This window comes from Anaeromyxobacter sp. SG17 (genome assembly GCF_022690695.1).
Lineage (GTDB): Bacteria > Myxococcota > Myxococcia > Myxococcales > Anaeromyxobacteraceae > Anaeromyxobacter > Anaeromyxobacter soli.
The window spans coordinates 72,059-79,843 of sequence record NZ_JALCYX010000018.1; the positions used below are offsets into that span (position 1 = coordinate 72,059).

The 7,785-nt window shown below is 73.5% G+C and carries 6 protein-coding genes; 4 read left to right on the forward strand and 2 right to left on the reverse strand.

The window, feature by feature from the left end; genetic code table 11:
- Positions 1-31 precede the first annotated feature (31 nt).
- On the reverse strand, positions 32-2,758 hold the full coding sequence (locus MNY60_RS09570; protein ID WP_242336283.1) for a hypothetical protein: 2,727 nt from the start codon (positions 2,756-2,758) through the stop codon (positions 32-34).
- Between the two features lie 884 nt (positions 2,759-3,642).
- Between MNY60_RS09570 and MNY60_RS09575 the strand changes: the two genes are divergently transcribed.
- Positions 3,643-4,926, forward strand: a complete 1,284-nt coding sequence (locus MNY60_RS09575; protein WP_242354877.1) for an NAD(P)/FAD-dependent oxidoreductase — start codon at positions 3,643-3,645, stop codon at positions 4,924-4,926.
- A gap of 44 nt (positions 4,927-4,970) precedes the next feature.
- Positions 4,971-6,404 carry a GuaB1 family IMP dehydrogenase-related protein gene (locus MNY60_RS09580; protein WP_242336277.1) on the forward strand — a complete coding sequence of 478 codons (1,434 nt, stop codon included), beginning with the start codon at positions 4,971-4,973 and terminating at the stop codon, positions 6,402-6,404.
- Here the strand turns inward: MNY60_RS09580 and MNY60_RS09585 are convergent.
- Complete coding sequence (locus MNY60_RS09585) at positions 6,377-6,715, reverse strand: ubiquitin carboxyl-terminal hydrolase 14 (RefSeq protein WP_242336276.1); 339 nt, start codon at positions 6,713-6,715, stop codon at positions 6,377-6,379. The two genes, MNY60_RS09580 and MNY60_RS09585, sit on opposite strands and share 28 nt — an antisense overlap.
- An 87-nt stretch (positions 6,716-6,802) precedes the next feature.
- On the opposite strand from MNY60_RS09585, the gene MNY60_RS09590 reads away from it, so the two are divergent.
- Positions 6,803-7,087 (forward strand): hypothetical protein, encoded by a 285-nt coding sequence (locus tag MNY60_RS09590; protein WP_242360511.1) that lies wholly within the window; start codon positions 6,803-6,805, stop codon positions 7,085-7,087.
- A gap of 112 nt (positions 7,088-7,199) precedes the next feature.
- Positions 7,200-7,785: vitamin K epoxide reductase family protein (locus tag MNY60_RS09595; RefSeq protein ID WP_277956932.1), on the forward strand; the 586-nt coding region annotated here is incomplete at its 3' end.

A 7,785-nucleotide genomic window follows, 5' to 3' on the forward strand; every position in this document is an offset into this window, starting at 1 on the left:
CGCGGCGGAGCGCGCCGGGAGCGGGCGTCGCCTACAGGCAGGTCGCCGCGCAGGCCGCCGCCGGCGTCGCCGCCTTCAGCGCCTCGTCCGTCGCCTGCAGCACCTCGAACACGAACGTCGGGTTGTGGATGGCGTTCGAGCCGTCGTTCACGAGGCCGAGGTTCCACAGCGACCGCGAGAGGACGCCGTCCACGCCGGCGAGCGCGAACGCGCCCGTCGCGTCCATGACCTTCCCGGCCGAGGCGCGGACCGTCTTGGTCGAGACCGTTCCCGACGGGAACGTGACGTCCACCGCCGCGACGAGGTTGAACACGATGGTCGTGCCCTCCACGTCGATGCTCGCGATGTTCGTGAGCGCGAGGACGAGCGGCGTGCCCTCAGGGGCTCCGTGGCCCGCGCCCGCGGGCGTGACGGTGAACCCGGCGGTGCCGGCCACCGCGGCCTCGAGGGTCGCGCTGAGCTGCGCGATGACCTGGGCGCGCGCGTTCGCGTACGCCGTCTCGATGGCCTCGCCGTTCACCTCTTCGCCGTGGCACTCCTTGCAGATCGACTTCGCCGCGTCGAAGCCCGCGTCGTTCGTGAAGCCGAACGTGTGGTTCGTGATCGTGTAGCGGAGGCCCTCGACGGCGGTCTTCATGTGGCAGCCGACGCAGGTCTCGGACACGGCGGCGTGGCCGGAGACCTTGTAGCCGTTGGCGTCGCCGATGAAGTACGCGTTCATGCCCATCAGCACCTCGGTCTGGGTCGGCGCGTGCGGCGTCGCGAAGCCCGTCATCGGGACGGCGTCGCCCCTGAGACCGCGGCGGCCGTTGTGGCAGGTCATGCAGAGCGCGCCGGTGCCGGCGCCGGAGACGGTGAAGCCGGCGGCGACGTAGACGGGGGCCTTGCCGTCGATGCGGACGGTGGTGGAGTGCGAGTCGTGGCACGCGGCGCAGGTCTGCGGCTCGACGTTCTCCTTCGTGGCGCCGCTGTCGACCGAGTCCTGCAGCGTGTTCGCGGCGTACTTCACGAAGCCCTGCGCCGAGTGGCAGCGCGCGCAGCTGGAGTTGGCGCGGGCCCCGGTCGACTCGCCGAAGGCGAGGCCGGTGTTCGCGTGGCCGGAGCGGCGCCAGAGCGCGACGCGGTCATGGTTCGTGGGACGGTCGTGGCACACGGCGCACGCGGCGACGCCGTACTCGCCCGCCGGCTTCGAGCCGCCGTTCGCGGCGTGGCGGCCGAGCGGACCGTGGCAGCTCTCGCACTGCATGCCGGCGTAGGCCTTGGCGTCCGCGGGGACGAGGTCCCAGGCGCCGTACTGCGGCTCCGTCGTGACGAGGTCGGGGGGAGTGCCGGTGAGGCCGGTGAGGTACTTGGAGAGGTCGGGGAAGGTCCAGCCCGCGGCCTTGGCGACGTCGTCGAAGCCGTCGTTCTGGAGCGCCGCGTTGTAGCCGGTCGTGTGGCACGCCACGCAGTTCTCGCCGTAGTGCGTGCCCTCGGCGCCCGTCATGCCGTACTCGAACGTCGTCATCGCGCCGGGCTCGGTCCAGAAGACGGTCGGGTTCGCCGTGGGCGCCGGGATGGGCTTGCCGTCGGGGCCGGTCTTCCAGACCAGCTGGCCGTTCGCGTCGTACTCCATGTACTTGAAGAAGTGGTTCCCGTGCGCCGAGTTGCTCCACTTCTTGAACTTGAGCGCCATGGCCGCCTGCTTCTCGGCGGACATGAGGTACTCGTGGCAGCCGCCGCAGCTCGGGTTCGAGCTGACGTAGTTCGAGACGGCGACGCGGAGCCCGTCGAACCGGTAGACGCCCGGGGCGTCCGCGATGAACCAGGGGAACGCGGTGTCGGCGTCGTTCAGCACGGCGCTCGAGGCGATCGGCTTCTCGGTGAAGACGAGCGCGGCGGCGTTGCCGGGGATGCTGGCGATGACGAGGGTGCCCGTCGGGATGGAGCCATTGGCCTGGGCGAGCGTCGCCGGGACGACCGCGACGGTGACCTTGCCCTCGAAGCCCATCTGGTCGGTGACGACGACGTCGAAGTTGTACGTCATCTCCGTGAGCTGCCGGTTGCTGACGCCCAGGAACTCGGGGCGGAAGGGCTTCCCTTCCTCGTCGAGCGACGGACCGAACCCGATCACCTTCTTGTCGGCGGCGACGATGTCGGCGAGGGCGCCCGTCGTGAAGGTCGGGGCCTCGACGTCATTCGCGGACAGCGTGACCGCCGTCGGGTTCGTGGTCCGCGGCGTCCACTTGTACGCGTAGGGCGGCGTGCCGCCGGTGACCGTGACGCCGAGGGTGACCTCGCGCTCGAAGCCGGCCGGGTTCGGCGGCTTCGCGGCCTTGAGGACGAGCGGGGAGATCGCGGTGAGCTCGCGGTTCAGGATGTACTCCTTGCCCGCGGCGATCGAGATGTTCGGCACCTCGAGCGTCTTGAAGCCGTTGCCCGAGAAGACGATGGTGTAGACGCCGATGGCGCAGCCCGAGCCGAGCTCGTACTCGCCGTTCGCGTCGGACGTGGCGGTCCCGCACCAGTCCGGAATGCTCGTCACCGTGACGTTCGTCGCCGGATACTCCTTCCCCGCGACCTTGAACGTCAGCTTGCCCATCACCCCACCCGTCGACCTGCCGTCCGCGCCGTCCTGGCCGCTCGGCCCCACTGGTCCCGCCGCGCCGTCCTGGCCGTTCAGCCCGTCCCTGCCGTCCTTGCCGTTCGAGCCACCGGAGCAGCCGGCGAGCGCGAGGACCATCACCAGCGAGAGCACGCGATGCTTCGTCGCATCCATGAAGGGATTCCCCCCAATTACTTAACGTGAAGAGTCGATTCCAGAGACACCGCCGGTCACACGGCCGGCGGTGCCCGCGGTGCACGTGCGAGAGCCGGGCCGCTCGCTCGCTGATCGCCCGCACTCACCGTGTACCGCGTAACGTCGTCACGGCGGCATGGGAGCCCCGCGAGGTCGAGCCGCGCGGCGACGTGTCGTGCGCGCCGAGTGATCCCGTGCCCTTGAGCGCGCCCGTCCCTCCGCCGCAGCCGGCCCGGCGGTCGGGCGTTTTCTGCCAGGGCCACAAGCGGCGATCCGCGACCGGCGGCGTGTGTGGCGGGGTCGCACGGGTGTGGTCTTACCCTGCGTGATTTCACCCGGGGGATTTCACCCACCGGCGTGGTCACGGAACGTCAACCTATGGAAATGCGGGGCGATTCATCGCACTCCTTGGCAGCTCCTTGAATGGTCTGCCGACCGCCGGGAGCACCCCTGGAGGGACGCCCTGCCGCAAGACGGGCTCTGCCGCAGCGACGTCCGCCGACGCGTTGAAGGCGTTCCCGCGGGCTCGCTCACGCCGGGCGCCGTCCTCATCGTCATGCGCGGAGGTGCCACATGCCGAACGAAGGTGGAGAGCGGCCGCGCACTCAGACGAGCGCTCCCGTGAAGCCCGCCCGCACGACGGAGGACGTACCGGCTCCTCGGCGCGACGCTCCCGATGAGAGGATGCCCGCTCGACGGGCGGCCGACGACGACACGGGCGTGGGCGGCGACCGCATGCCGAAGGGCGCGGACGAGCCTGGCGCCGGGCTGTGACCGAACCGGCACGAGCCCCGGCGCGCGGACGGCTCTCCGGCCGGGCAGGCGCGGGGGAAGGCGGGGAGACGTAGCCTGTCCGTGCAGAAATGGCGGCCAGACGCGCACCGCACGTCATCGTCGTGGGAGCCGGCGCGGCCGGGCTCGCGGCGGCCGCGCTGCTCCGCGACCGCGGGGTGGCGGTGACGCTCGTCGAGGCGCGCGATCGGTATGGCGGGCGCATCGACACGCGCCTCGACCCGGTGCTGGGCCTTTCTCTCGAGCACGGCGCCGAGTTCGTGCACGGCCACCCGGACCGGACGCTCGCGCTCGCGCGCCGCGCTCGGGCCGCCATCCGCGAGGTGCCGGACCGGCACCAGCGCCCGCGAGGGAGTCGGCTCGCCGGGATCACGGCCGCGTACGCGCGCGCGCAGGAGCTCCTCGCGCTCGGCACCCGGGACGACGAGAGCATCGGAGCCCTGCTCCGACGCCGCTCCGCCCTGCGACGGTCGCGGGAGGCGATCCCCCTGGCCCGGGAGCTCGTGCGCGGGTTCTACCTCGCCGATCCGCGCACCGCGTCGTCCCTCGCCCTCGCGCGGTTGAGCCGCGGGATGGAGGAGCTCGGCGGCGACACCGCCGCGCGGATCGACGGAGGCTACGCGAGGATCCTCTCCCCGCTGGCGCGAGCGCTTCGCGGCGGCGTGCTCCGCCTCGGCACCGTCGTCGAGGAGGTCGGGTGGGGTCGCCGGGAGGTGCGGCTCCGGGCGCGCGGTCGCGCCGGAGGCCGGCTCGCGCCGATCACGGGGAGTCACGCCATCGTGACCCTGCCGCTGTCGATCCTGCGCGACGGCGCGGTCCGGTTCGTCCCTGCGCTGCCCGAGAAGCAAAGCGCCGCGAGGGCCCTCGCGATGGGGCCGGTCGTGAAGGTCCTGCTGCGGTTCCGGCGCGCGCCGTGGGGAGGCCGGCGCCTCGTGTTCCTGCACGTCCCCGGCGCCGCCGTGCCGGTCTTCTGGACGCTCGCGCCCGTGGACGCGCCGGTGCTGGTCGGCTGGGCGGGAGGACCGGGCGCGGCCCGCCTCGCGGGGAAGCGGGAGCAGGACGTCTTGCGGGCGGCGATCCGGTCCGCCTCGCACGGCCTGGGCCTGCCGCCGGCCGAGCTCGAGGACCTGCTCGACGGCGCGGCGATCGCCGACTGGACGCGCGACCCGTTCGCGCGCGGGGGCTACGCGGTCTTCCCGGTCGGCTCGGACGGCGCGTCCGCCGCGCTCGCGCGCAGCGTCGAGGGGACGCTGTTCTTCGCAGGCGAGGCCACCGCCGCCGGGCTGGCCGGCACCGTCGAGGGGGCGCTCCGGAGCGGCGAGCGCGCGGCGCGGGAGGTGCTGGAGACGCTCTGAGCGTTTTCCTTCCCTTGCGACCCCCGTTCGCTTATCGCCTGGTCATGCGCTTCCTCCATCCCGAGCACGACGAGGCCCTCGAGCTCTCCCTCGACGACGTCTTCCTCGTCCCCGACTACTTCGACGGCGGCTCGCGCCTCGACGTGGACCTGCGCCCCGTGGACTTCTCCGGGGGCGCGCACCCGGTCGTGTCCGCGAACATGAACGCGGTCACCGGCAAGCGGATGGCCGAGACCATGGCTCGCCTCGGCGGCCTCGGCGTCCTGCCCCAGGACATGGACCTGGAGACGGCTTCGCGCATCATCCGGCACATCAAGGCCGCCGACCCGCGCTACGACACCCCGCTCGCCGTGTCGCCGCGCGCCACGCTGCGCGACGTCCTCGGCATCATCCGCAAGCGCGCGCACGACATGGTGGTCGTGGTCGACGACGAGCGCCGGCCGCTCGGCATCGTCACGCACGCCGACCTGCGCGACCGGGACCAGTACTCGCCCGTCGGCTCGCTCATGTCGTCGCGCCTCGTGACCCTCCCGGCCGGCACCCCGAACCGGGACGCCTTCCTGCTCATGGAGGATCAGCGCGTGAAGGCCGCGCCGGTCCTCGACGCCGAGGGCCGGCTGGCCGGCGTGCTGACGCGCGACGACGCTGTGCGGCTGGAGCTGCTCGAGCCCGCGCTCGACGCGCGGGGCAGGCTCATGGTCGCCGCCGCCGTCGGGATCTCGGCCGGCGCCGCCGCGGCGGCCGCCGCCCTCGCCGAGCTCGGCGTCGCCGCGATCGTGCTCGACACCGCGCACGGGCACCAGCGCCGCATGATCGAGGCGATCCGCGAGGTGCGCCGCGCCATCGGCGCGCTGCCGCTCGTGGCCGGCAACGTGTGCACCCCCGAGGGCACCCGCGCCCTCCTCGACGCGGGCGCCGACATCGTGAAGGTGAACGTCGGGCCGGGTGCCATGTGCACGACCCGCATGCAGACCGGGGCCGGCCGGCCGACGTTCTCGTCGGTGCTCGCGTGCGCCCGCGAGGCTCACCGGCGCGGGCGACACGTGTGGGCCGACGGCGGCGTGCGCGATCCGCGCGACGTGGCCCTCTACCTCGCCGCCGGCGCCTCCCGCGTCATGATCGGCACCGCGCTCTCCGGCACCTACGAGAGCCCGGGCGACGTGAAGGAGGATCGCGAGGGGCGCCCGTACAAGGAGAACTACGGGATGGCCAGCGCCCGGGCGGTGAGCGATCGCTCCGCGGGGCTCGACGCGTTCGAGCGCGCGAAGAAGGGCTTCTTCCGCGAGGGGATCTCGACGTCGCGGATCTACATCCGCGAGGGGCGCGAGAGCGTCGGCGCGATCCTCGTCGACGTGATCACCGGCGTGCAGTCCGCCTTCACGTACGCGGGCGCGCTGACCGTGCCGGAGTTCCACCGCAAGGCGGTGATCGGCGTCCAGACCGCGGGCGGCTACGGAGAGGGGAAGCCGCGGGGGTGAGCGGCGTAGTGCGTTCGCGGCGACTCCGCGGGGAACGCGGGGATCGCCTCGACCAGCTCCTCGTCCACGTAGCACCACGCCCAGTCCTCTCCCGGCTCGAACGCCTTCGCGACCGGATGCCTCGTCGCGTGGAAGTGGCGGGTGGCGTGCTTGTTCGGTGAGCTGTCGCAGCACCCCACGTGGCCGCAGGTCATGCACAGCCGCAGCTGGACCCACGCGTCGCCGCTCTGGAGGCACTCCTCGCAGCCGAGCGAGCTCGGCGTCAGGGCGTGCGACCTCGGTCGCTGGAGGCTGCTCAGGTGCTCGCACATGCCTGCTCTCATGACGGCGCGGCCCCCGGCGGTCAATCCCGGACGACCCCGCGCCCGCCCGTGCTATGCACAGGAGCTGGAGGTTCCATGACCCGCGCCCTGATCCTGACCCTCGCCGCCCTGCTCGCCGCCCCGGCGCTCGCGGACGAGCCCGCGCCGAAGGCGCCTCCGGCGCCCGCGACCGCCGGCGGCGCCGCGCCCCGCGCCGCGAGCGGCGAGCGCCCCCGGCCGGACGCGCGCCGCGCCACCGACCTGCGCCCTCGCCCGCGGACGGAGGAGCCAGCAAAGAGAGACGGAGCGGCGCCGGCTCGCTCGCAGACCGCGTCGAAGCCGCCGCCGTGCGTCGAGGTGAAGCCTTGCTCGATCGACTGATCGCCGGGGCAGCGCCTGCCGTGCATCCAGCGCGTGCAGCCGCGCGCACGACGCTTCTCCGGGAACACGTCACCCTCTCGGCCCTCACCGCGACCGCTTACCCTCACCGTCCATGAAGAGAGCACGTCAGAAGACGTCGCGGCGCCCCGGCGGCGTCCCGCCCGACCGTCGTTCGCCCGCCAGGCCGCTCGTGGCGGCGCTCGGGCTCGCCCTGCTGGGCGTGGCCCTGGCTGCCCTCCTCGCGCGCCTGCACGCTCGCGCGCACGCGGGGTACTCCAGCTTCTGCGCCATCAACGACGTCGTGAACTGCGATCGCGTGGCGTTGAGCCGGTTCTCCGTGTTCCTCGGGCTGCCCGTCGCGGCCTGGGGCGTCCTGGGCTACGGCCTCGCCGCCGGGCTCGCCGCTCGGGCGCTCGTCCACGCGCGGCGCGGTCGCCCCCTCGCCCGGGGGCTCCTGTTCGGCGTGGCGGCGACCGCGGTCGCGGCGTCGATCGCGCTCGCGATCGTGAGCGAGGCCGCCATCGGCGCGTGGTGCCTGCTCTGCGTGGCCTCGTGGCTCACGGCCGTCGCGCTCCTCGCGGCGGCCTGGCGCGCCTGCCCGGCCGGCCCCGCCGCCGCGATCGCGGCCGACCTCGCCGCGCTCCGCGCGCGCCCGGCGAGGTCCGCGGCGCTCGCGGTCGTGCTCCTCGCCGCCGTCG

Coding starts and splice junctions, on each gene's coding strand:
- MNY60_RS09570 (WP_242336283.1), bottom strand. CDS start 2,758: ATGGATGCGACGAAGCATCGCGTGCTCTCGCTGGTGATGGTCCTCGCG.
- MNY60_RS09580 (WP_242336277.1), top strand. CDS start 4,971: ATGCGCTTCCTCCATCCCGAGCACGACGAGGCCCTCGAGCTCTCCCTC.
- MNY60_RS09575 (WP_242354877.1), top strand. CDS start 3,643: ATGGCGGCCAGACGCGCACCGCACGTCATCGTCGTGGGAGCCGGCGCG.
- MNY60_RS09585 (WP_242336276.1), bottom strand. CDS start 6,715: ATGTGCGAGCACCTGAGCAGCCTCCAGCGACCGAGGTCGCACGCCCTG.
- MNY60_RS09590 (WP_242360511.1), top strand. CDS start 6,803: ATGACCCGCGCCCTGATCCTGACCCTCGCCGCCCTGCTCGCCGCCCCG.